Origin of the sequence: Psychrosphaera haliotis (assembly GCF_009728465.1) — a bacterium.
In the GTDB taxonomy this organism is placed as follows: domain Bacteria; phylum Pseudomonadota; class Gammaproteobacteria; order Enterobacterales; family Alteromonadaceae; genus Psychrosphaera; species Psychrosphaera haliotis.
This window is the reverse complement of sequence record NZ_WOCD01000003.1, coordinates 1138290-1160774: the sequence shown is the minus strand read 5'-3', so window position 1 is coordinate 1160774 and position 22485 is coordinate 1138290. Positions and strand designations below refer to the sequence as shown.

The 22485-nt window shown below is 37.3% G+C and carries 21 protein-coding genes; 1 reads left to right on the top strand and 20 read right to left on the bottom strand.

The window, feature by feature from the left end; all coding sequences use genetic code 11:
- Positions 1 to 7 precede the first annotated feature (7 nt).
- Complete coding sequence (locus GNP35_RS10090) at positions 8 to 427, top strand: MerC domain-containing protein (RefSeq protein ID WP_155695964.1); 420 nt, start codon at positions 8 to 10, stop codon at positions 425 to 427.
- Between the two features lie 87 nt (positions 428 to 514).
- Here the strand turns inward: GNP35_RS10090 and GNP35_RS10085 are convergent, their stop codons facing one another.
- The 20 genes from GNP35_RS10085 to GNP35_RS09995 all read right to left on the bottom strand — a co-directional run bounded on the left by GNP35_RS10085 (position 515) and on the right by GNP35_RS09995 (position 22480).
- The gene (locus tag GNP35_RS10085; RefSeq protein ID WP_155695963.1) at positions 515 to 1243 is read right to left on the bottom strand and encodes a hypothetical protein; all 729 of its coding nucleotides are present in this window, start codon (positions 1241 to 1243) and stop codon (positions 515 to 517) included.
- 56 nt (positions 1244 to 1299) lie between these two features.
- Positions 1300 to 1809: a hypothetical protein gene (locus tag GNP35_RS10080; protein ID WP_155695962.1), complete on the bottom strand. Its 510-nt coding sequence runs from the start codon at positions 1807 to 1809 to the stop codon at positions 1300 to 1302.
- Between the two features lie 12 nt (positions 1810 to 1821).
- Positions 1822 to 4212, bottom strand: coding sequence for a TonB-dependent receptor (locus GNP35_RS10075; RefSeq protein WP_155695961.1), 2391 nt, complete (start codon positions 4210 to 4212; stop codon positions 1822 to 1824).
- A 358-nt stretch (positions 4213 to 4570) separates the two neighbouring features.
- Positions 4571 to 4798 carry a glutaredoxin domain-containing protein gene (locus GNP35_RS10070; protein ID WP_330997764.1) on the bottom strand — a complete coding sequence of 76 codons (228 nt, stop codon included), beginning with the start codon at positions 4796 to 4798 and terminating at the stop codon, positions 4571 to 4573.
- A gap of 182 nt (positions 4799 to 4980) precedes the next feature.
- The gene (locus tag GNP35_RS10065; RefSeq protein WP_155695959.1) at positions 4981 to 5652 is read right to left on the bottom strand and encodes an ABC transporter ATP-binding protein; all 672 of its coding nucleotides are present in this window, start codon (positions 5650 to 5652) and stop codon (positions 4981 to 4983) included.
- A gap of 3 nt (positions 5653 to 5655) precedes the next feature.
- A complete protein-coding gene (locus tag GNP35_RS10060) occupies positions 5656 to 6891 on the bottom strand; it encodes an ABC transporter permease (RefSeq protein WP_155695958.1) in 1236 nt (411 codons plus the stop codon).
- A complete protein-coding gene (locus GNP35_RS10055; protein ID WP_155695957.1) occupies positions 6875 to 8086 on the bottom strand; it encodes an efflux RND transporter periplasmic adaptor subunit in 1212 nt (403 codons plus the stop codon). The genes GNP35_RS10060 and GNP35_RS10055 overlap by 17 nt, the downstream gene beginning before the upstream one ends.
- An 11-nt stretch (positions 8087 to 8097) precedes the next feature.
- Positions 8098 to 8781 (bottom strand): hypothetical protein, encoded by a 684-nt coding sequence (locus GNP35_RS10050; protein WP_155695956.1) that lies wholly within the window; start codon positions 8779 to 8781, stop codon positions 8098 to 8100.
- Positions 8782 to 8865: 84 nt separating this feature from the next.
- Positions 8866 to 9054, bottom strand: a complete 189-nt coding sequence (locus GNP35_RS10045; protein ID WP_155695955.1) for a hypothetical protein — start codon at positions 9052 to 9054, stop codon at positions 8866 to 8868.
- 1112 nt (positions 9055 to 10166) lie between these two features.
- Entirely contained in the window at positions 10167 to 11090 is a 924-nt protein-coding gene (locus GNP35_RS16065) for an N-6 DNA methylase (RefSeq protein ID WP_330997763.1), read from the bottom strand.
- Positions 11059 to 11814: a type I restriction-modification system subunit M N-terminal domain-containing protein gene (locus tag GNP35_RS16060; protein WP_269139940.1), complete on the bottom strand. Its 756-nt coding sequence runs from the start codon at positions 11812 to 11814 to the stop codon at positions 11059 to 11061. The genes GNP35_RS16065 and GNP35_RS16060 overlap by 32 nt, the downstream gene beginning before the upstream one ends.
- Positions 11815 to 11837: 23 nt before the next feature.
- Positions 11838 to 13004, bottom strand: a complete 1167-nt coding sequence (locus GNP35_RS10035; RefSeq protein ID WP_155695954.1) for an AAA family ATPase — start codon at positions 13002 to 13004, stop codon at positions 11838 to 11840.
- Positions 13001 to 14248 carry a restriction endonuclease subunit S gene (locus tag GNP35_RS10030; RefSeq protein WP_155695953.1) on the bottom strand — a complete coding sequence of 416 codons (1248 nt, stop codon included), beginning with the start codon at positions 14246 to 14248 and terminating at the stop codon, positions 13001 to 13003. The genes GNP35_RS10035 and GNP35_RS10030 overlap by 4 nt, the downstream gene beginning before the upstream one ends.
- The gene (locus tag GNP35_RS10025; RefSeq protein ID WP_155695952.1) at positions 14241 to 17330 is read right to left on the bottom strand and encodes a type I restriction endonuclease subunit R; all 3090 of its coding nucleotides are present in this window, start codon (positions 17328 to 17330) and stop codon (positions 14241 to 14243) included. The genes GNP35_RS10030 and GNP35_RS10025 overlap by 8 nt, the downstream gene beginning before the upstream one ends.
- Positions 17327 to 17503, bottom strand: a complete 177-nt coding sequence (gene mads1, locus GNP35_RS10020; RefSeq protein ID WP_155695951.1) for a methylation-associated defense system helix-turn-helix domain-containing protein MAD1 — start codon at positions 17501 to 17503, stop codon at positions 17327 to 17329. Before mads1 ends, GNP35_RS10025 begins: the two co-directional genes overlap by 4 nt.
- A 146-nt stretch (positions 17504 to 17649) precedes the next feature.
- The gene (locus tag GNP35_RS10015; protein ID WP_155695950.1) at positions 17650 to 17940 is read right to left on the bottom strand and encodes a hypothetical protein; all 291 of its coding nucleotides are present in this window, start codon (positions 17938 to 17940) and stop codon (positions 17650 to 17652) included.
- Between the two features lie 20 nt (positions 17941 to 17960).
- Positions 17961 to 19142 carry an AAA family ATPase gene (locus GNP35_RS10010; RefSeq protein ID WP_155695949.1) on the bottom strand — a complete coding sequence of 394 codons (1182 nt, stop codon included), beginning with the start codon at positions 19140 to 19142 and terminating at the stop codon, positions 17961 to 17963.
- The gene (gene mobF / locus GNP35_RS10005) at positions 19120 to 20502 is read right to left on the bottom strand and encodes a MobF family relaxase (protein WP_155695948.1); all 1383 of its coding nucleotides are present in this window, start codon (positions 20500 to 20502) and stop codon (positions 19120 to 19122) included. Before mobF ends, GNP35_RS10010 begins: the two co-directional genes overlap by 23 nt.
- Positions 20496 to 22187 (bottom strand): type IV secretion system DNA-binding domain-containing protein, encoded by a 1692-nt coding sequence (locus tag GNP35_RS10000; RefSeq protein WP_155695947.1) that lies wholly within the window; start codon positions 22185 to 22187, stop codon positions 20496 to 20498. Before GNP35_RS10000 ends, mobF begins: the two co-directional genes overlap by 7 nt.
- Positions 22184 to 22480: a hypothetical protein gene (locus GNP35_RS09995; RefSeq protein ID WP_155695946.1), complete on the bottom strand. Its 297-nt coding sequence runs from the start codon at positions 22478 to 22480 to the stop codon at positions 22184 to 22186. The genes GNP35_RS10000 and GNP35_RS09995 overlap by 4 nt, the downstream gene beginning before the upstream one ends.
- Between the last annotated feature and the right edge of the window lie 5 nt (positions 22481 to 22485).

Below are 22485 nucleotides of genomic sequence, written 5' to 3'. Positions count from 1 at the left end.
AAAAAAATTGAAAACAGTACAAGAATTTGCAGATAAATTTTCAGTTGGGTTATCAATATTGTGTGCCGTACACTGTTTATTGTTGCCTATATTGTTAGTGTTATTACCAAGCTTAACAGCGCTTCAGCTACAAAATGAAGCATTTCACTTTTGGATGATTGTTGGCGTGATCCCTATTAGTATTTATGCCTTAACCGTTGGGTGTAAAAAGCACCAACGTTATCGTTTGTTGCTGTGGGGTGGTTCTGGCTTAGTATTAATGGTGCTGGCTCTACTGTTAGGCCATGACTTGATTGGAGAGTATGGAGAAAAGGTATTAACTTTGGTAGGTGCAAGTTTGGTTGTTTTTGCTCATATAGGAAACTTCAAACGTTGCCAACTACATACCAATTGCACGAGTCATCAATCGGATTCAAGCTGTAACTAATTACGATAACGCAAGCTAGCCCATTTTGTTATTGGTTAACTTGCGTTTAGCTCTGTTTAACTTCAATAGAAGAAATTTAGACCACTTTTAGTGGTCGTGCTCTTCTTCCGCTACTCCAAGCCATGCAGCGTTGCCTGGTACAAAGTCTAAATCAAAGTGTCCAGTTACTTCACCATCATGTAAATCAACCGCTGTCACTTCTTGGCCATTTATTATATAAATAACCTCGTGAGCTTTAGATGCAATAATCATTGGTTTTGCGTCGTTGCCTAGTGGCTCAAATACTTCAATAGCCATTTCAAACTGCCAATCTGATTCTGCAGAGTAAACGTTCAAGTGTCCATCGTTATCAAGTATTAGTAAATGTTCACTATGACCATCAAAGCCATAGGTAATTGACACAGCACCTGCTTCTTGTTGCCATTCAAATGGTGCGATATTCTGGTTTACTAAATCGACAAGAAAGAAGTCAGCACCGGCTTTGCCAATCATAACGTTACTTTCTTCGCTGCCTTTTAATGTACCTATGCGTGAACCATCAGCAATTTCTGCAGGGTTAGCAATTTTTTGAGCGGTGAAAACACTGTTTTCTTGTTTAATGGCTAGTACACCGTCACCACAGGCAAAGGCGATGTAATCTTCCGTTTGGAAACTGCCATGTAAGGCAGGACAAGTTGTATCAAACACTTGCTCTTGGTGGAAGTGATCACCGTGGACTTCAAGTACAGCCACTTTGTCAGGCAGACTACTTTCTGCTTCACTGTCTCTTAATGTTGTTAAAACAAAGTCACCACGAATCTCAGCGGTGCCATGCATATAAGTATCAAAGTGATGCTCGGCAATAACTGCTTCTTCGCCAATACTTTCATCACTTAATAAGCTAATTCCAGCATTGTCACCCGTGTCTTTATTGCCATCAAAAATACGGCAACCTTGTCACCGCGCGGAACATAATGCGTTGGCTTAACGTCAGTTAAAGTGAAGCTTGTTAACACAGGCTCGTCTACATGTTGGTCATAATGATCGTCATGTAACTCTTGCCATACTCCACCGTCAATAAACTCTACCGTGTCAAAAGAGCGTTGTACGGCAACAGCATAACGTCCCTCTGGACTCGCGTACAAATAATCAGCTGGGTTAGTAATTGCTAAAGACTCAACTAAGCTGTTGTCTTCTAAATTAAATATATGGATCAGCGCTTGCTCAGCGTCGGCAATGGCTAAACGACCTTCACCAACTTCGCCTGCGTGATCGTGTCCTTCTTCGCTCTCTACAGGATCAACGGTAGACTCAATTTCAGTTATATTTGTTTCGCTATTGCCGCAACCTGTTAGGGCTAAAGCACACGCTATTATTATTGGTTTTAAATGAAATGTTTTCATGATTTTCCTTAATTAAAATGATCCACGAATACCAAAAGCAACCGAACGGCCAGCTAACGGTGTTAAGTCTTTTAGGAATGAGGTATGCACTTGTGCATATTCATTTGTTAAGTTCTTGCCCTTTAAGTACAGGGCCAAGTCTTGTTGGCCAACGGTGAAGTGGTAATTAATGTTGGCGTCTACCATTACGTAGCTATCCGTTGATGTTTCAAGCTCTGCTGTGTGGTCTTGCTTAAAATAATTGCTCACAAATAAGCCCGCGGAAATGCGTTCGCCTTGATAGTTAAATTCACTTGTTAGTCTTGCTGGTGGTGTACGAGGCAGCTCACCTCCAGATTTTAAACGGGCACGAATAACATCGCCCTGAATGCGCCATGAAAACTCATTGGTAACTTGCCAAACAACTTGAGCTTCAAAACCATGTAAGGTCACATCTTGTGCAGTAAAAACGTATAAAGGAAGCGTATGTGCCTCTTCTTCCTCATCGCCATGATCATGTCCGTCACCTGCTGAAAAGTGAGTAGCTTGTTCGTAGTAGTAATCGTCTATTTGGTTGTAAAAAGCATTTATGATTAAGCCAAAGTCCCCTTTGAACTTTCGAAGACTAATGTCGATGTTATTCGACGTTTCCATAACAATGTCATGCTCAGTCAAACTAAAGTGCGGTTCATGTCCTTCTTCATCATCATGAAGTGAGAATAAAGCGCCAACTTCGTAAGAACCAGTACCAATATGAGGACCAAATGACAACAATTCAGAGGCAGATGGCGCACGTTTTGAATGCGCTAAAGAAAGACCTAAGTTATAGCCGTCAGTGAAATCCCAAACAACACCAGCAGACAGACTTATAGGTGTAAAAGTATGCTTTACGTCAAAGTTTCTAGTGATGGTTTGTTCTGCGTGATCGTCATGAGCGTGGTCATGATCATGATCGTGCGAGTCTTCCTCATGTTCCTCGTGCTCATCATGCTCGTCGTGAGATTCAATTAGTTCTAGTTCAGGCAGTCTAACTTTTGACGCAGTAATTTCAGTGCGTTCTACTCGCGCACCTAACTGTAAAAGTACATCACCAAAATGACGTTCTTCAATCCAGGCTAGGGCGATTGAGCTTGTTTCTGATGGAGGCGTAAAGGCCTCTGCACCAACCGCGGTAAAGTCACTTTCTTTAAAGTGAAAACTCAAGCCTCCGCGCCAATCAGAATAGTCCTGGTGCAACACTTCAATTCTTGCTTCAAGGCTTTCGTTGTCAAAAGTGGTACCAACTACGCCAACTTCTAGTTCACTGTGGTTATAGTCTGTATATGCAACTTTGGAATTTACGGTTTTAATGAATTCATTTTCAAAATTAAACTCACTCAATAACTGCCAGCGGTTTTGTTCTAGATCTGCTAGCACAGCAACTTCTTCATCACCATGACTGTGGCCCGGTATACCGTATTCTTGATCTAACATCTGATAAGAAAAGCCCACAAAACCATTATCAAATAGGTAGCTTGAGCCTAATGTGAAGCCTGTTGACTCCGCTGCTGAGTTTGCAATTTCGTCGACACCGTCTTTTTTAGGAGCTTGGTAGTTTTCGCTCTCACGGTAAAAGCCATCTGCATGCACCGCTACATTACCAGTGCCACTATTAATAGATCCTGAAACTAAACCTTGTTCATTATTACTGTTGTATTCAGTTAACGATTCACCTTTTGTTTCAGTAGAACGTGGAACTCGTTCATCAACCAAGTTCACAACACCACCAATAGCGCCACTTCCGTAAAACAAAGTAGCTGGGCCACGTAATACTTCAATACGTTCCGTTGTTGATGTTTCAGTAGATACTGCATGATCAGGCCCTACTCGAGATGCGTCGCCAGCATCAAGTCCGTTTTGCGTTACTAATACTCTAGGACCATCTAAGCCTCTAATAATAGGTGTACTTGCAACGCTGCCGTGGAAATTACTATGAACGCCAATCTCTTTGCTTAGCGTGTCACCCAAGGTGCTTTCTTGTCGCATGCGAAGGCTTTCACCGTGCAATACCGTAATAGGCAATGCAGATTCGATATTTGAACTGTGTAGAGGTGACGCTGTGATATCAATAATTTCGATAGCTGATTTGTCGAGAGAAACGAACACGTTTTCATTGCTATTAGGTTCAATAGTCACCTCAATATTTTCATGAACATAACGCTTTGCAACAACATGTAATTCATAACTACCAGGGCTAACGTCTAAAACAAACTTGCCTTCTTCATTTGTAACTGTAAAAGCCGATGTCCCCATTACTTTTACTACAGCACCAGGTATTGCAGTGCCGTCTTTGTTGGTAATAATACCTGCTACAGGCTCTGCATAAGCTTGGCTGCTAGCAGCCAATGCCAGCAGAGCACTCACAACTTTTGATAATTTTTTCATGATGCCTCTAAATCCATATATTAAAAAATGATATATTGTAACAAATGTGCTGTGCGATGTTATAACATATCATTTTTAGCATCAAGCTGGTAAAGGCACTTTTAAGATAAAAAAAAGCACTAAGAGTTTAATCTTAATGCTTTTATTTAAATGGGTAGATCTGCTGGTCTCGAATAAAAGTCTATTAAATTAAGCAGCCCCAAAAACTTTAAGTATTTGGTTGATTCATAAGTTTTGGGGGAGCATCATCAGTCCTTATTGTACTCCTGATGTTAACTACTCATTTAAAACTATATATTCAACCTTCTTGTTTAACCAAAAGTTAGTTTAATTCACCACCTTTCCCAGTTATAGGGTATTAACTTTTTGGCTGTTGAAGCAGTTTTTGGAGTTGGTTATCTAATTCTAATTTGTGAAAACCATTTATTCTGACATTACTAAAAAGAATTAATGGGTAACGGTCACCTTCCAACTTTTTGTAGTGAGCCAACGCTTCACTACTTTTTTCAACATCCATATTTTTAAATGGTACACCTTTGACTCGTAAGTATTTTTTTAATCTAGAGCAAGCCTTACACCACTCCACAGTGTATATATTGATAGGGTTTTCGGAATTAATTCCAAATGAGTCATAATTACCATTAACTACTTTATCAGCAGTGCTTGAAGTGACATCACTCGGATTGAAAAGATGTTTTGATAAAATTACGGAACCTGGAGTTAAAATTAAAAAAGTAAAACGACCTTAAGATTATTATTCATTGTTAACTATTCCCCTTCATTAATCATAGAACCATCAGATAGTACGATATTTCTATCAAAAGCCTTCGCTATCTCTGGTTCGTGTGTTATTAAAATTATAGTTTTGCCCATTTTGTTAAGCTTTAAAAAAATATCTAGAATAGCTAAAGATGATTTTGAGTCTAGATTGCCGGTTGGTTCATCGGCCAAAATAATATTTGGATTATTGGCTAAAGAACGAGCAATAGCTACCCTTTGTTGCTGCCCCCCAGACAGTTCAAGAGGCGTATGATGTTCTCTACCTAATAAGCCAACAAGTTCTATTAATTCCATAGCTTTGTTAAACGAGCTTTTAAATGAAACTCCTTTGATATTTAGTGGCAACATAACATTTTCAACAGCTGTTAAGTGATCTAATAGGTTAAAGTTTTGAAAAACGAACCCGATTTCTTGACTACGTAAATTTGACAACTCTTTATCATTGTACTCAGAAATATTTAGACCATTTAAATAATATGTGCCACTGCTCGGATTATCTATGCATCCAAGAATATTCATTAATGTAGACTTCCCTGAACCCGAAGAACCAGTAATTGATAGAAGTTGTCCTTTAGAAATACGAAGATTAATATTATTAAGGGCATCTATTACTTGTTTCCCTTTTATATACTTTTTTTGGATGGCTTTTAATTCTATCATTTGCTACGAGGCTCGAAGGGCGTCTATTGGAGGAAGTTTAGCTGCTTTCATAGCTGGTCCTAGACCACAAACTAAACCTATTAATATTGAAAAACTTATACAAGCGTAAATAGACCAAAGTGGAATATATTGACCAGAGGTTCCCAAAATGGATGATAAAACAATACTGGTTAAGTACCCCAAAGCAATTCCTAATACACCACCAAATAGAGTTAGTAATGATGACTCAACTAAGAATTTTACCTTAATATACTCTTGCGATGCACCAATTGCTCTTAGAAGGCCAATCTCCCTAGTCCTTTCATTAACAGAAGCCAACATTACATTCATGATGCCTATGCCACCGACAATCAGCGCAATGCTTACAACTAAAAATAGGACTCCTGCGATTTTCCTGTAAACTTCTTTAGACAATGACTTTATCTCATTAGCATCTTGAATAATAAAATTATTAGGTGAAGATCTTGGTGTTTTTTGTGAAGCTCGCAGTATATTTGAAACATTTTTTAAAATGCCCTGAGCATTAGCGTCTTCAAGAACTTTAAAGGCAAACCTTAAAGAAATAGCATTCAGATTTAATTGTGCCGCTGTACCAAGTGGCAAATAGACGTCGGCACTTGTGCCTAGAATATCTTTATTTGAACCAGGCATAATACCTATAACGCGGCACTTTATATTACCTAGTTGTAAATATTTAGTTTGTGATATGTCGGAGATATCAAGTTGATTAGCTAAACCAATGTTTACCAAACATACTCTACGCCTAGATTCAGAGTCACTAAATTTAAAAAAACGGCCTTTTAACGGGTATCTATTCACAACATTTGCTAATGACTCAGAAATTGCTAAAACTGTACCATTAGCTTTCTTGTCTCCTAAAGAAAATTGTGTCCCAGAAATGCCGTCACCTTGGAAGGAAAATGGAGAAAAGCTTGCAACTTTTGAAATTCCCCTGACGTGACTTTGAAGAGCTAACTGCTCTTTGAGTGACATAGTAGATAAATTATTGGTTTGATACCATAGGTAAATGTTAGGTTTGACTATTATTGTTTCTGAGCCAAGCTCTTGGAAATCTCTTGTCAAATCTTGTTCTACTCCGGCCATAATTCCTGCAATTGCAGTTACACCTGCTATCGCTATAGTAATGCCAAAAGAAGTTAATACTGTTCTAAGTTTATTTCTTCTAAGCTCATCCAATGATGACTTTAGTATAATTAACAACCTATATATCTTGTACATTGATAATCCAATTATTTTCCGTTACCTCAATGCCTTCTTTGATATTTGCTAAAAGACTAGATGGTCCAGATATTATAATATCGTTTAACTCGACCCCCTCTATTATTTCTTGTCGTTCAATATCTGAGATACCGATTTGTACGTAAGATTTAATAGCAATATTATTTACAATTTTATATACAAAGTATTTCTTGATACTGCCTGAAATATAGCCTTTATCAAAACTCGCTTTTTCTTCTTCATACTGAATTGCAGATATTGGAACTGTGATAGTATTTGATTTACTACTTTCTAACAGTTCTACTTCACATGTCATACCATCGATTAACTTTAGTGAAGAAGTATCTAATGCGATATTTATGGGAAGTTCGTTTCCTTTACTTTGTGATGTTGACAAAAACTTAGTTCCTATCTTAATAACTTTTCCTTTCAAAGGAGTGTTGGGCTCGCTAGTTAAATAAACCTTAGTTGGTTGATTAATTTGTACTCTTGCAATGTCATATTCAGGTACTTGAGCTTCTACAATAAAAGACTTTGGATCAGCTATAACAATTAACTCTGAACCTGCAATACTCATAGCACTGCCTATTGCGACTTCACCTTCTTTAATCAACAAAGAAAAAACGACTCCATTAATAGGTGATTCAATTAGCGCTTTTGAAGCTTTTTCTTTCACAATAGATAGAGCGACGTACGCTTGAGACAAATAATTTTTTGACTCTTCATATTCAATTTTTCTTAGCTCTAGATCCAATGCTGCTTCGTCTAGATCATAGTCATTGCTTAACTTTTTATTGTGCAATGAGTTTACTCGTGTCCAATTGTTTTTTGAGTTATTTAATAAAGCTAGACTTTTTCTAGATTGTATTTCTCTATTGGCAACAACTACTTCCTGCTGTTCGATTTCTTTTTTAATATCATCAGCGTATAACTGAATTAAAGGTTGTCCTTGTTTTACAGTGTCACCTTCTTCTACATAAATGCTCTTTACTTTAGCAACTATTTCGGAAGTCAACGTCGCCTTGTCAGTAAAAGTGATATTTCCCGATGTATAAACAGAGCCGGCTACATCTGTAACTCCAACCTTATGCAAATTTATAACATTGAAGTTTTTCTCTTGGCTGTGACTTTTTACCAAAACTAAATAAAGCAGCACTAAGCCAATGGAAAATAGAGTCAATTTTTTATATGTCATAGTTATAAGTTTTAACCTATCAAATACTTTATGCTTGCAATAGTTAAAATAGGCATGCCCACAAGTAACAAGTTTGATAATGACAGTAAACGTTGCTCATTTATTTTTGATAGCACATATAAAGCGACACCTATGCCAAGGGCAATTGTAATATTTAGAGATAAAAAAGAAGTTAACAACTCAGAGTGAGGGTAGTTGTCAATGAGGAAACGATTAAAAGAAATGTCTGTGTAATATTGAAGCTGTTTTGTGATTTTTTCACCTACAAAATAAAAAGAAGTCGAGGCAAACAACAAATAAACTCCGTAAGGTAGCTTGATGGATGCACCTACAGCTACTAGTTGTTTTATTGTTATATTGGAGTCTAAAAGTTGGCCATAACCTATAGTTAGCAGTATAAGACTAATAACTTCCACCGTATATAGGAGTAAGTCTCTTAGTCCGAATTTCATCATTACAAAGAAGTATGATTTTTGGCTAAAATCATAGACCATGCCTAAGTGATCTTCTTTGGGTATACCTAAACTTGATAAAGTTTGAATCTGTAACCAGTTTAAATCGAACGTGTACGCGAAAGAAAAAAGATTAAATACTTTAGCAAATAAAATAAAAATTATTAAACTCACTATAAAACGAGTAGACGAGGGTAATTTGTAATCATGGAGTTTATATTGAATAGAACTTGACGCATCCATATGTATATTCCTAGCTTAAATTTATAAAAGCGAAGAGCAAAAGATTAACCTTTACTCTTCGCCTAATACGAACTGGTGACGAGCTTAATCGCCGCCAGGTGAGCTTCTGCAGAGTTTATAATCTCCATAGCATGCTTCAGCTGTTGAAAACCAACTATCCATGCAGTCATTATATTTAGGTCTGCATTCAGAAACAGGCAAAGCATATGTGAAGGTTGATAGGGCTATTGCACTAAAAACAAGCAAAATTGGTAAAACTTTTTTATTAAACATAAATATTCCTTTATTTTTATTAAATTTATAAACACAAGTAGTACTTCCTACTCACCAACTAAACCTCTACACCCAATATACTGTCGTAAACAGCCTCCTTGAGTAGTGAACCAAGAATCCATACAGTCGTTATACATTGCTTGACATTCCGCGACTGGTAATGCGTTTGCTGTAGATATACAAAGACTGCCTAAGCAGATGAGAACGATACTTTTAAATTTTTTCATTTCATAGTCCTTATTATATAGATGTAATGTCGTGTTTATTCACCAGGTGCGGATCGGCAATCCATATATCTTCCAGCACAGGTGCCTTGGCTTGTAAACCAAGAATCCATGCAGTCTTCATAGATGACTTTACATTCGGAAGCAGGTAAAGCATTAACAGTACCAATGTAAAACATAGTTGTTAAAGCTATTAAAATTGGAGGGATAGATTTTTTTATATTCAAGTTCAGTACCTTTTAGTTTTATTTAAATTGGCAAAGTAACTTCTGTTCAAATCTGGAAATAATGAACAATCCTTTGTTTTATTTGCTTGTAATTAAAGCAAATTTATAAGACCACCATTTAAAACTGATGTCAATTTTTTATTCTAAACTTGTAATATTTACCTATTAAAAGAACAGGTTATGGTTGGTTTTAAGATAAATTAGTTGGATGTGATAACTAATATTTATTGCAGATTGCAAAAGAGATATCGATATTTTGATTGGTCGTTATCTAGTATAAATTGGTTTTTGATGCTTTAACAGCAATCGGTGGGAGGATGTATCGGTAATAGGAAAACGTTATGAGGAGTTATTTTTTTCTTTGCGTTTATGTATAAATCCAAAGAGATCGGGTGTCCACTTTCAGTATATTGTGCAGATAAGTGCGCTGCTGAATTGTTTAGAATCAGCATTCTTGAAATTAGTGGAACGTTTTGGGCTCTTGTGGGAAGTTAAAAAAGACCGCAAAACATTACTTTTCGGTCTTTTTTGATACTTAATAAATTTCTATGAAATTACATCATGCCGCCCATAAGCCTCTCGTGCCATTGTAAAATATAGACTTTTAGAAGATAGAAATATGGGATACCCCGCATTATACCCCAGCAGGGTTTTATATGACCTACTTCTCCGTTGAACCAGTAGGTAGAAGATCTAGTCCTAGCTCCTTTAGAAATCCATTGTGCTCTTCTAAAGCTCTAGTTATTTCACTCTCTATACTAACCAGCTTTTTATGTTCTGCTTTTAGATCTACTTTTGCTTCAGCTTTAGCTGTGCTGACATAACGAGAAATATTTAAGTTGAAGTCGTTTTTCTCTATTTCACCCATCGATACTCGGCGAGAATAACGATCTTCTTCTTTTCTGAATTGATAAGTATCTACAATCTTTTCAATATCGTTAGGTTGTCCATCTTTTCCGTCACGTAACTTGTTTTGACGCTTACCTTTTTCGTAATGCTCACTAGCATTTATGAATAAAACATCATCGTACTTCTTACACTTTTTCAGTACTAAAATACATACAGGGATCCCAGTAGAGAAGAATAAGTTGGCAGGAAGGCCAATTACAGTATCTATATGACCGTCTTTTAGTAACTTGGTACGAATGCGGTTCTCAGCTCCGCCTCTGAATAACACGCCATGTGGTAATATGATTGCCATTGTGCCTTCGTCACTTAAAAAGTGAAAACCATGAAGTAAGAAAGCAAAATCAGCAGCAGATTTAGGTGCTAAGCCGTGGCTTTTAAAGCGAAAATCTTCGCCCATTGCTTCTGTAGGCTCCCAGCGATAGCTAAACGGTGGATTGGCGACCACCGCATCACATTTGAGTTTTTTAGCTGGATTCATCTCACTGAGCATATCCCAATCATTTAATAGGGTATCGCCATGATGAATATCGAACTCAGTATCTTTAACTCCATGCAACAACATATTCATACGAGCAAGGTTATAAGTGGTGATGTTCTTTTCTTGTCCGTATATTTTCCCTATGCCGTCTGAGCCTAGGCGCTTTCTAACATTCAATATTAACGAAACCTGAGCCACAAGCGAAGTCCATTACTTTATCAAGCCGTTTCTTTAAGCCTGTTGCAGGTTCTTGGCTATCTAATACGACGATACGAGATAAAATATCCGATATAGGTTGGGGGGTGTAGAACTCACCCGCTTTTTTACCTGAACCAGCAGCAAACTCGCCAATTAAGTATTCGTATGCATCGCCAAGGATATCTGTTTTTGTTGAGAACTTGGCTATGCCCTCAGAGATTTTAGTAATAATAGTGCAGAGCTTTGCATTACGATCAGAAGGCTTCTTACCTAACTTTTCAGAGTTAAGGTTAATTTCAGAGAATAAACCTTGAAAACTGCTTTCAAAGCTATGGTTTTCGATGTATTTAAAGCCCGCTTCTAATGTACGCAACAATTCATCGTCTTGAGTACGAGCCATTTCGGCAATGCTCGTCCACAGATGATTTGGCTCTATCACGTAATGAAGTTTGCGACGCATTTGTTTTTCAAAGAAAGACTTATCTTCTTCAGAAAGTTCTTTATAAAAAACAGCTAATGGCGCTCGTTTATCGTCTTCAGCCAGCGTAGGGTAATCACGGCCTAACTCTTTTTTTGCTGCCAATTCATAGTTATCTGATAAATAACGTAAGAACAGAAACGATAACATATAATCACGAAAGTCATCTGCATTCATTGCACCGCGTAAGCTGTTGGCAATATCCCAAAGTGTTTTACCTAAATCTTTTAATTCTTCTTGAGTCATATTAGTTTGTCTCTACTAGCTGTTCAGTCTGCTCTTGGTTCGCTACGGGTTCTTGTGACTCCGCTGGTTTCGGGGAACAGCTCAGGGTTAAATCTATAATTATTTAAAAAGTTATTTAATATACGGCGGAAGTGACTTTTATTTTCGTAAGTCATTTCCATAGGTTCGAATAAAGAATAATTACCGTGGCTTAAAATGTTGACTATACGTGCGTGTAATACACCGTCTGGATCATCATCACCTTGCTCAATACAAGCTGAAAAGTTTTTGAACCCATGAAAAGTCGCTGTTTTTTCTAGAATGCTGCGCAATATATTAAAGTGATACGTATATAAATTGCCTGTTTCAGAGGCTTGATGAAGCTGTTCAAGCAAGGCTACATGATGGAAAAAAGGCGTACTATTGGTATAACGAAGTTTATAAAGCTGCGCTTCTTTGTCATAACTTAAAAAGTAAGGCTGTAGCTTTTTCTTCTCGTTAAGCTCATTCCACATCACATTAAAAAATAGTGTGTGGTGAGAAGATATAACTGTTTTAATTCTTCTGTTAGCATTTTTTAATAATTGTGCCAGATGACTTGCTACAGCAATAGCATTGTTATCATCTAATGATGAAATAGGATCATCAATATAAAGATATTTTACCCAGTCATAGGCTACTTGTTGATCAACTGCTAATTGAGCAACTGCAAGAAAAAAGCACCAGACAAAGATATTCTCCTCGCCACGAGATACCTTAATATGATCAATTGTTTCTGCGCCCGTACCTGTTTCAACATCACGGGTGAAATTAATGACCCAGTCATCATAGTCGATAAAAAAGTCAAAGTCGGCATAACGCTGTAACAAAGGCCGAATGCGGTTTTCCATTTCTAATTCTTGTAGTCCGTTGAAAAAACGAGACTCTTGGTTAATCTTTAAAACTCGCTGTTGGTCGTTTTCTAAATCGTTATCCCAACGAAACAAATCTTCTGTAAACGCATTAAAATACAAAGTGTCTCTATTATCGTCTAACTTACCTACGTCTTTAAAAGCCATAGACAATCGAGTTTTACCCGTTCCGTTATAAGCAAAAAGCAATATTTGATTGATATTTTTGACTCTATTTCTTGGCAGTGGAATTCCGTTGTCTAACGAATTACGTATATGTACAGCGGCATCATCAAGGTTCGAAAAATTTAGTTCATTCATGCATATTCCTCTTCCCGAGAAGGAAATATTTTCTGCACAAAGCCTTTTTTGTATGACTTCAAAGCTTCAACTTTTTCTTCTTGCAATAAAATAAGTTTCTCTACAGATGATAAGCAATCAGATATTTTTTGTTGTTCACCCGTTTTCACATCAGGGTAATAAAAAGGTATTTTCTTAATAAGAGTTGCACTCAGGTTTTTTTGCCCGCCATCATTACTTATGCTTCTTATTTCTTCGTAACTTGCTGCAAGGCTATGGTATACAAAATCTGTAGATACTTCTTTGTTTAGGGTTAATGCTGCACATGCTTGATTAATAGAGGCATCCATACCTAGTTTAGCAACTTGCCCCCTTGTTTTTCCTTGCCCATACATAGCCATCAATATTGTGTTTGCTGGAAAGATTTTAGCAGAGGAGTTATCTAGTCCGGTCTTTGTAATAAACTCATTTACCTCATTGATTAAATTAAAATTTATGAGTGTAGTAGAAACCCAAGGAATATCTCCTTCCCAATACTCTGAGTTGGAACGGTTTGGGGTTCCGCCTGATTTGACCGTTGCAATTTGACCTACCGTAGACTCTTCCCACATACCATCAAATTCTGCAAAGCGTAACTCAGGAAGGGCAGCCTTCTTTGCAAAGAGTTTATGTTCCAAACCTTTTTTATGCATTTTTAAGCTATCGCACTTTGCTATTTCACTTTGAATTAACCCATCCAAAGATGATAAAAAATTGGCTACTTTTTTTTGTTCTTCAGGCTTTGGACAGGGTAAAAAAACTTCTGAGAATTGCTTATAACTGATCATCTTACCATCACGCAGGCCTTCGAGGTTTTTTGTCAAATCACGAATAAAGCGCTTCGTTTTGAAGTAATGCTTGAAAAACTCTTCGTTAACCCCTTCTGTTTTTCTAAGAACAACGTATGCGGGACTACATATACCTTTGTACGTCGAATATTCAATTCCACCTTGAAATGACCTGAGGCTGATAATAAAGTCGCCTACATCAACAACTTTATAGCTTTTGATACTCTTTTCTGTAGCGGTTACATTATAATCGATAAGTTCCCTAGGGATTGCACCATACTCCTGGGTAATAGCTAGAATCGGAAGATCTGAATTGTGATTTTTATTACTAACCTGTTTAAAAAGCTTATTTGCGTTTGTATATTGCCAACCACCCAATAACTGAAACTCAGGAAACCTTAGTTCAGGAAAAAATACTTTAGAATCTAGATCATTCATAAACCGTGAGTCCTGAAATTTCGCGCCCTTGGGCTAAATTATGTAAATGAGGGATAAGGTCCTCCATTAAGTCACGCTCCACTTTGCCTCGTTCTCGCCAGCTCAACTCTAATGGCTCTAATAAGTCTGTTAATAATTCACCATCAAAGATCATTCGACTAATTATTGTATCTACAAAGTTTTGAAGTGCCTCGGGCGTGAGTTTGTGCTTTGTTGCCATTTCATTTAATTCATTCGCAGACTTTTCTGCTTTGAAATTTTGGTAACCTTCGTGAATCTGCTTTGTAGTAAGTACTTCACCAGTATTTAAGCTATTGATATAGTCGATAATATCTTCGCGCTCTTCCATTAAGTTGGCATTGGCGCTGATCATATCGATGACTTCTTTACGCGTCATTTTCTGTTTACTTGGTTCTTGTGTCGATTTAGCGATCAAGCCAACAATATAGTCGTAATCAATAACTGCCGAAGCAAACAAGACAAATTCAAAATCTAGTTGTTGAACTTTGTCGTCTATGTCGCCTTTATCACCATTGTTTTGGTCTTGTTTACGTTTAAGGTCTTGAGCCGTTTCTATATACTGCCCTTTAAATCCTCGTAAAATATCAGTTGGTAGTGCTTTCTCAATTGTCTGTTGCTGTTTTTCTTCTAACTCAGTGTATTGATCAATTTGAGTTTTAAGCTTCTGTACTTCTTTAAAGTGATTGATAAAATCTGCTTTTGCATTATCGCCTTTAAGATTTACTACGTCTGAAGGAGTGCAATCTAAGCCTTTTTCTTTCATAAAAGTTTCAAGCTTCTCGACTGCATTTTGATATTTTTCGATGGTTACAGGTGCAGGATCGACCAACCATACTTCTTTGTCTTCGTTTTCTGGGTTGTGACCTGAAAAACGAGATATAGCATTTTCTACTTCGTCTTCTTGGCCTCGAAAATCAAGGACATTTCCCCAAGGTTTGCTGTCGTTAAGTACGCGATTCGTACGAGAGAAAGCTTGTATTAATCCATGGTATTTAAGATTTTTATCGACATACAAGGTGTTTAAATATTTAGAGTCAAACCCAGTAAGCAACATATCAACAACAATTGTAATGTCGATTTTATTCTTGTGTGGATAATCCGCATTTGTGTATTTTTGATCTTTGATGCGTTGTTGAACATCTTGATAGTAAAGATCAAATTCATTAATTGTGTGATTTGTACCGTATTGGTTATTGTAGTCAGTTAAGATCGCTTTTAATGCCGCCTTTTTCTTCTCTGGCTCTACTTGGTTATCTGCTTTTTCTTGAGGCAAATCTTCTTGAAGCTGTTTAATGTCTTTTACATTCTTATCTGCTGATTTGGTATCTGCCTCTTTAGCTTCTTCTGCATTTTTAGGTGGCTGTGCAGGAGGCGAGAAAACACAAGCGACATTTAACGGTTTATAGTTTTCGTCTTCACTTTGTAGTTGCTCTTGTTGAATTTTAAACTGTTCAACATACTCGATAGCGTGATTAATCGATGCGGTAGCTAGTACAGCGTTAAAACGGCGCTCACTTGTTGCAGCATCATGTTTGTTTAGAATCTCTTTAACGACAGCCTCTGGTGGAGGTGTGACTTTTTTGGGCTTCTTAACCTTCTTACTTTTACCGTCTTCGATTGCTTTTGATTCATCTTTACCGAAGTAATCAATATGGAAACTTAATACGTTTTTATCTTCGATGGCATGAGTAATGGTATAAGCGTGTAGCTCTTTTTCAAATATATCTTTTGTGGTTTTGAATGTGCCTACTGTTCCATCAATTTGTGTATAGGTAGAGTTTTCTTCAAAGATTGGTGTGCCAGTAAAGCCAAACAGTTGAGCGTTAGGAAAAAAGCTCTTTATTGCTTTATGGTTATCTCCAAACTGTGAACGGTGACATTCATCAAATATAAAGACAATACGTTTGTCACGCAGAGGCTCTAAACGCTCTTTATAAGTTTGCTTACCTTCTTTTAGCTTACTCTGATTTCGTTTACTTGTTTCATCAAGTGCTAGCCCTAGCTTTTGAATAGTTGTAACTATTACTTTGTCTGAATAGTCTTCAGATAACATGCGACGTACAAGTGTTTCAGTATTAGTATTCTCTTCAACACAGCCATCTTGAAACTTGTTGAATTCTTCACGGGTTTGGCGATCCAGATCTTTACGGTCTACAACGAATAAGCATTTTTCAATATCAGGATTATCTTTTAAAAGTGTTGATGCTTTAAAAGAAGTCAAAGTTTTACCAGAGCCAGTAGTATGCCAAATGTAGCCATTTCCACGGTTTTGGTGGATGCAATCTACAATCGCTTTAACGGCATATATTTGATAAGGGCGCATCATTAAAAGCTTTTGTTCGGACTGAACTAACACCATGTAGCGGCTAATCATTTGTCCTAAAGTACACTTGGCAAGAAAGTCATTAGCGAAATCATGGAGATGTGCAATCTTCTTATTATCTTCGTTTGCTAATTGGTAAATAGGTAAGAAACGTTCATCTGCATTAAAGCTAAAGTGTTCATTGCGGTTGTTAGCAAAGTAATAGGTGTTGTATTCGTTGCTGACGATAAATAGCTGCATGAAGCACATCAGCGTATTGCCATACCCGTTGCCTTGGTCGTTTTTATACTCGACTATTTGTTCCATCGCTCGACGGGTAACGATTTGATGGTTCTTAAGTTCAATTTGTACAACAGGTACGCCATTAATTAGCAAAATGACATCGTATCGATGATGGCTATTGTCTGTATTGATACGTAATTGGTTGATTACTTCAAATTCGTTTTTACACCAATCTTTGATGTTCACTAGCGTGTAATGCAAAGGTGTTCCATCTTCGCGTTGAAAGTAACCTTGTTCGCGCAGCGTTTTGGCAGCAGTAAACACATCTGCTGTTACTATTTCATCTCGAAGTCGGGCGAATTCGGAATCAGTAAGTTTTACGTAGTTCAAAGCTTCAAACTTTTCACGGAAGTTTTGCTCCAGAGAAGCCTTATCACGGATGTCGTGACGATAGGTATATTTAAGGTCTTCTAACTTTGAGACAAGAGCATTTTCAATTTGTTGTTCTTTTGTCATTCTTTATCCTTTTGCTCTTCTATCCATGCATCAACATCTTCACTTTTGAATCTCCAAGAACCACCGACTTTAAACCCCGGCAGTTTTCCTTCAGCGGCGAGTCTATATGCTGTTTTTTCGGTTAGCTTGAGGTATTCGGCTAACTCCTTGATAGTGAGAATTTCGCTAGACATTTTGAGCCCTCAAATTTGATAAAGGATAGGTTATGAGAAAATTAGGGAGTAAACAAGAAAAAATAGAATAGTGATGAATAAATGGGTAAAGAAGTAACACATTCGGTCACTTCTTTGGTTTTATTTAGCGGTAATAGTAGATTTAGCTAACGATCAGATCTTTCTAAGAATTTTGAATGCTTAAGCTTAAATGCTTCGAAATCTTCATTAGTTATGGACATTGCCGCTCCTCCAAGAATAAAGTTGATTCTTTCGCTATTTCTATTGCCTGTCATAAAGCCGCTATTGATTTGATCTACATTTGCAAAGTAGTTTGATAATTGTTTATGGGTTATACCAACAGTTACTATTCCACTAATAATTGAAATACCTATTTGATCGAAATAGACCTTAGCCTCAGATGATCCGTCAGTGATTTTCATGATTGGTTCAGACATTTCTAATTTACCTCTATTGTTTATATTTCAATTTCTACGTTTTTAGTTTGTATATTTGGCGCTAACTCTGTAGCTAAAAAGCTGCGCTCGTTGTTCGATATTTTTTCAGCTAGTACGTGCATAAAAGCTTTATCTTTATGAACGATTTTGTTTCTGTCACTGATTAGCTCGTTGATTTCGGTTTTATTAATAAATAGGTGAGAATTATCCTTGTGCCTTGAACAAGCCACATACGTATTTGAACGATCCATTCCACTTGTATAGTAAACAAAAGAATCTCCATCAATAGTTAACCCTTGACTGGAATAAACCGTCATTGCATATGCTTGTATCAGGTTAAGATTTCCATTTTTGTCACAGTATTCTTCTGAGTTAATTTTTATACTTTTGCCTGAATAGAGTTGTAGATTAAGGTTGTAACTACCATCTTCTAACGGATAGATATCTATTATCTTGCCCATATCTCCATTTGTTAAGCCGAGTTTATAATCATTTTTTGTTAGCCTGACTCGTTCGCCAATAGCGAACTTTTGCAAAAAAGTTTTGTTACTAACAGTACAATCTAATTCAACTTCCTTTGTCGAAAGGCTACCGATTTTTTGTAATTCTTGACGAGCGAGGTTGTTCAAGTCCATTACGTCATCCCAACGTTGAGCCAACATAATTGAATCTTTTTCGGGATTATTATCGTTATATTGACTCCATTTCTCGATTAGGAACTGCTTAGTAAATTTTGAGCCATCACATATATTTAAAAGTCCTCGGTTGTCGAGTTCAAATAAGGCCTTTTCTGAATTACCATCTCGAAAATCTACAACTACCTGTTTAGCCCAATCTTCGCTTTGTCGTCGAATAGACTCAATTCTTGTAGTGCCGATTACCTCAGGTTGAGATAAATAACGAAGTGTTCCTGCATGCTCAATTGCATCTAATTGCTTATCTTCACCTACCAAAATTAATTTTGAATTATTCTCTTTGGTCAATTTGATTAACTTGAGCATATCCTTCGTACTGACTTGTCCTGCTTCATCGATCATCAATATTGTGTTGTCTAATTTTAGTTTCTTCGCATCCTTTAATAATTTGGCAATAGTAAATGTTTCTATGTTTGCTTCTTCCGCAAGGTTATTCGCTGCGGATTTAGCTATGGCAGCGCCAATAACTTTGTATCCACTTTCGTTATAGATAGAAACGGACTGCATTCATAGACGCAGATTTCCCCGCGCCTGCTGAACCTTGAATAATCCTCAAGTTGTTCGGTTCGCAAGCTGAATATATAGACTCTTTTTGTTCGTCAGATAATGGAAAGCTATTGTGATAAATAGCATTTTCAATTGTGTTAGTTGAAGTTTTAAATGCGCGTTGGTTAGCCAAACTCTTCGCGGTATTTACCATCTTTCTCTCTAGTTCTAAGGCGGCTTTAGTCGTATAAAGTTGTCTACCTTTCGAATCCAAACCAAGTTCAATAGTCGATGAATCATTAATGAAGTCATTGGCAATATTTTTGGCGGTTTTTATACCGTCGACAGTATACTGAGCGTTAATAAACGCTTGCTTATATATTTCTTGAACAGTAAATGAAGACTTAGAATCAATCAATTGCTCACTGAGTGATTCTACGGTCAGAATGTCAGTGTGCTCTAGCTCAAATAACGAAATACTTTTTTCAGTGTTTAAGCTTATGTTCAGTTGTCTTTCAGAAAACCCAAGCTGAGTTAACTCGTTTTGCCAGCGCTTAAATAAATCTTTGCGCGATATAGTGTCTTTCCTCTGGCGTGTCATCAACGTAGCGACATCTCCAGCCTTGCTAGAGCTGTTCATTGCGCCATATTTTTCAAGCTCTGCTTTGATTGCTTTAGTGCGTTTGGAATAGAAGTCACAGATGTTCTGTGGGACTTCAATAAGCCTGAAGCTATCATTGTCTTGTTCAATACTAAACCCCAACTCATGCAGGTTTTTAGCTAGCTCTGCACGATATGCCGCCCCAATAGCCATTTTCCAGTCATAAAAATGTTTGCTATCTAATGTCCCCCAAGTCTTGTTTGTGCGAGCCGCGATATTTGCAATTAGGCAATGTGTGTGGAGCTGCGGGTCTTGAGCTCGACTAGTACTGTGCTCAAAACAACTCGCCACAATGCCAATAGGTTGTTCTTGAATTAATCCTCCTTTGCCTGTCCTAGTAACAGCAACTTTATCTTCAATCAAAGCAACTGACTGCAAAACAGCTTGTTTATGAGCAAGTTGAATTTTGTGACGTAAGTGAGAATTTGAGCTTGCCCATGCACAGCTAACTGACTTAGGCGCACTGAAACACAAATCATAGCCAGCACGTTGTTTAGCTGTTGATGAAGTATTAAATTGTCTTAGAGCGCTTTCCCCTGATGGTGAAAGTCCTCGATATATATTTTGATATTGCTCGCTATTAACTGTTCCACTTAGTCCTAATATACGACTAGCAAGGCCAACCCATTCACCTTCTGGCTCTCCACTGTCTAGGTAATAGTCCTCAGCTGCAAGGTTTGCGTAATAGCTAATGTTTGAAATGGGAGCTATGGTTAGCATGATTTGCTTCTCCCTCTCGTACCTCGCCTATTTGGGCATGTTTCACTATGTTTTATAGATTTAGCTATAAAACCGTCAGCTATTTTGTTTAATTGAGGATAAGGCCAAGTTAAAAGGTAAGACGCTTTATATCCTGCAAGAGTTAAAAAGCCAGTTACCCCTTTTGAATTTGGGCTCGGCAAGTGCATTATTTGCTCTGGAGTGACTGCTGGTAATTCTTTTTCTTGCGTTGATAAACTGACATTCCCATCTTTATCGTAATTTTTAGTTTGTAATTCAACGGTTCTATTGCCGATATTTTTTGATAACTTAGAAGCTGATTCATATGAATTGGTACGTAAAGTAACAGTGTTCGAAAATAAGCTAAGTAAAGTTTCTGCATCGTCGCCATATTTGGCTCGAACTTGTTGCTGAGCTTGTGTAGCAGCGACGGTGTGCCCTCCCTTTGAGCGACCTTTAGAAAGCCAGTCTATTAACGATTTTGTCTTAGGTAAATCGGCTAACTCATCAAGTACGAACCAAAACTGTCTATCATTATCTTCTTGGCTTAATAATCTATTAGAAACAAGAGACAATAAAGCACCGAAAATAGGAGATGAAACATGACTGTAATTGGGAATGTTTGGAATGATTACTTGGCGTTCAGCTTGCTCAGCTTCACTCCAACGATTGATAGAAAAGTTATTGCAGTCCTTTACCTTCCAATAGTCTGAGACAACATTAATCCAACTAAGCTGGCTCGACATATAGGCAAGTAAACTTTGCGTCATTTTGCTGTCTTTTTCTATGAACACTTTGGCTATTGGGTGATAACAACTTAATAACTCTTGCAGTTTGTCCGTGTTAATAGACAAATAAGAATTCAAGTCTTCCCAGCTCCAATCGGAAATTGTTTTGTTGAGTGATAGAAATATACCGACTAAAACTTCTCTAGCACCATCGCTCCAAAAGGGATCTTTAGACTCCTTGATAAAAGCTTCAGCGACATTTCTAGCTGATAACTCCGAATCGATATCTTCAGCGATATTCCAATATGATGACCTTGAATCAAAAGGGTTGATTAGGATAACTGTCTTTTTATAAAATAATTGCGTGTACTCTAATTTGGCGTCGTAAATTAACGCGTGTCGGTTATATTGAAATATTGCATTTAGAATAGGCTTCAGAACGGTACTTTTTCCAGCTCCCTGTGATCCTGATATAAATATGTTGCCTAACTGCTCAGGCACCGGTAAATAAATTAATGGGTGAAGAGGTAATGCAAAATCTAGGTTGTGGCGTCTTAACTTTCTTTTGTGGTATTTGACAGCCTGTTTATTTGGCAGCAACTTAACGCCAGATTTAAATCTATATTTATCGAGTCCCCCTTCGACATAAACGAACTTGAAAGCAAGGAACCCTCCAACAAGACTACTTGCTAAAATTGGCATTATTAGGTGAATCCAAAAGTGGACTACTAGCTCATTATTAGCTAGATAGTTAGTGTAATTGTTGAAGGCAGAAAGTTCGTTAATTACATACCCTTTAACTATCTTGAGCCACTGAAACAAATGGTCTGCTAACGGAGGCCAACGTGTGCCCAAATGCCAAGTATAATTTATAGCAATGGAACTTAATAAAAGTGTTAAACCAAGCCAAGTTAAACCCATAAGTTTCCAGTCTTGATATCTCCCTAGCAAAGTCATTTTACACCTCCCGAAAGTCGTGATTTTAGTTCTTGAAAAGCGTCTTTTCGTTCCTGTTCTGATAATCCTTGAACCGCGCAACAAATTTCAAAAAGTTTGCTAGTTAATCTAATCTCTGAATTTTTAAGATCAGTTTTAAAATCTTGTGAACTGTTATACGCTAGCCATGCTTTGCGCATGACGTCGGCTAAATTTGAACCTAGCTCCTCAGCTTCTCGCTCGATTTTTAAATAGTCGGATAACGGAAAGCGAACCGTTATCGCTTTTTGTTGAACGTGTTTATATTTGTTCATTTATA

What these genes read in the sequence shown, in the direction of transcription:
- GNP35_RS10030 (WP_155695953.1), bottom strand. Translation starts at nt 14,248, where the DNA reads ATGAATGATCTAGATTCTAAAGTATTTTTTCCTGAACTAAGGTTTCCT.
- GNP35_RS10060 (WP_155695958.1), bottom strand. Translation starts at nt 6,891, where the DNA reads ATGTACAAGATATATAGGTTGTTAATTATACTAAAGTCATCATTGGAT.
- GNP35_RS10015 (WP_155695950.1), bottom strand. Translation starts at nt 17,940, where the DNA reads ATGTCTGAACCAATCATGAAAATCACTGACGGATCATCTGAGGCTAAG.
- mads1 (WP_155695951.1), bottom strand. Translation starts at nt 17,503, where the DNA reads ATGTCTAGCGAAATTCTCACTATCAAGGAGTTAGCCGAATACCTCAAG.
- GNP35_RS16060 (WP_269139940.1), bottom strand. Translation starts at nt 11,814, where the DNA reads ATGACTCAAGAAGAATTAAAAGATTTAGGTAAAACACTTTGGGATATT.
- GNP35_RS10050 (WP_155695956.1), bottom strand. Translation starts at nt 8,781, where the DNA reads ATGGATGCGTCAAGTTCTATTCAATATAAACTCCATGATTACAAATTA.
- GNP35_RS10080 (WP_155695962.1), bottom strand. Translation starts at nt 1,809, where the DNA reads ATGAAAACATTTCATTTAAAACCAATAATAATAGCGTGTGCTTTAGCC.
- GNP35_RS10010 (WP_155695949.1), bottom strand. Translation starts at nt 19,142, where the DNA reads ATGCAGTCCGTTTCTATCTATAACGAAAGTGGATACAAAGTTATTGGC.
- mobF (WP_155695948.1), bottom strand. Translation starts at nt 20,502, where the DNA reads ATGCTAACCATAGCTCCCATTTCAAACATTAGCTATTACGCAAACCTT.
- GNP35_RS10025 (WP_155695952.1), bottom strand. Translation starts at nt 17,330, where the DNA reads ATGACAAAAGAACAACAAATTGAAAATGCTCTTGTCTCAAAGTTAGAA.
- GNP35_RS10045 (WP_155695955.1), bottom strand. Translation starts at nt 9,054, where the DNA reads ATGTTTAATAAAAAAGTTTTACCAATTTTGCTTGTTTTTAGTGCAATA.
- GNP35_RS10065 (WP_155695959.1), bottom strand. Translation starts at nt 5,652, where the DNA reads ATGATAGAATTAAAAGCCATCCAAAAAAAGTATATAAAAGGGAAACAA.
- GNP35_RS10000 (WP_155695947.1), bottom strand. Translation starts at nt 22,187, where the DNA reads ATGACTTTGCTAGGGAGATATCAAGACTGGAAACTTATGGGTTTAACT.
- GNP35_RS10085 (WP_155695963.1), bottom strand. Translation starts at nt 1,243, where the DNA reads ATGCATGGCACCGCTGAGATTCGTGGTGACTTTGTTTTAACAACATTA.
- GNP35_RS10055 (WP_155695957.1), bottom strand. Translation starts at nt 8,086, where the DNA reads ATGACATATAAAAAATTGACTCTATTTTCCATTGGCTTAGTGCTGCTT.
- GNP35_RS10075 (WP_155695961.1), bottom strand. Translation starts at nt 4,212, where the DNA reads ATGAAAAAATTATCAAAAGTTGTGAGTGCTCTGCTGGCATTGGCTGCT.
- GNP35_RS09995 (WP_155695946.1), bottom strand. Translation starts at nt 22,480, where the DNA reads ATGAACAAATATAAACACGTTCAACAAAAAGCGATAACGGTTCGCTTT.
- GNP35_RS10035 (WP_155695954.1), bottom strand. Translation starts at nt 13,004, where the DNA reads ATGAATGAACTAAATTTTTCGAACCTTGATGATGCCGCTGTACATATA.